Source organism: Parendozoicomonas verongulae (assembly GCF_009711465.1).
In the GTDB taxonomy this organism is placed as follows: Bacteria; Pseudomonadota; Gammaproteobacteria; order Pseudomonadales; family Endozoicomonadaceae; genus Sansalvadorimonas; species Sansalvadorimonas verongulae.
On record NZ_SMME01000325.1, the window covers coordinates 1 to 554 of the forward strand.

Annotated in this window: 1 protein-coding gene; it reads right to left on the reverse strand. The window is 52.7% G+C overall.

Translation table 11 applies throughout. The features are described from left to right. Positions 1-224 (reverse strand): hypothetical protein (locus E1189_RS24405; RefSeq protein ID WP_230459856.1); only part of this gene is annotated, 224 nt, incomplete at its 3' end. Positions 225-554: the final 330 nt, after the last annotated feature.

Below are 554 nucleotides of genomic sequence, written 5' to 3' on the forward strand. Positions count from 1 at the left end.
ACACAGGGGAAAGGCCTTTTGCCTGTGACTATGACGGGTGCAGCAAGGCGTTTACCACATCCAGCGATCTCACCAACCACAAACGCATGCACACAGGGGACAAGCCCTTTGTCTGTAACCTGGACGGGTGCAGTAAGGCTTTCACCACATCCAGTCATCTCATCGGCGCATCCATACAGGGGAAAGGCCCCATGTTTGCGACCAGAGCGGGTGCAACAAAGCATTTATCACATCCAGCGATCTCACCGCCCACAAACGCATCCACACAGCACTCAGTACCCACAAACGCACACACACCGGGCAAGCACAAACGTATCCACACAAGGGACAGGCCGTTCACAAACGTATCCACACAGGGGACAAGCCCACAAACGCATTCACACAGGAGAGAGGCCCTATGTCTGTGACCAGGACGGGTGCAACAAAGCATTTACCACATCCAGTCATCTCACCAAACATAAGCGCACACATCGCAATGTGAGAAGAGAGTGAGACAGGCGACCAGTGCCGTAAACACCAATATTACAAGAGACTGCCAGTTACGTTGCTATCTT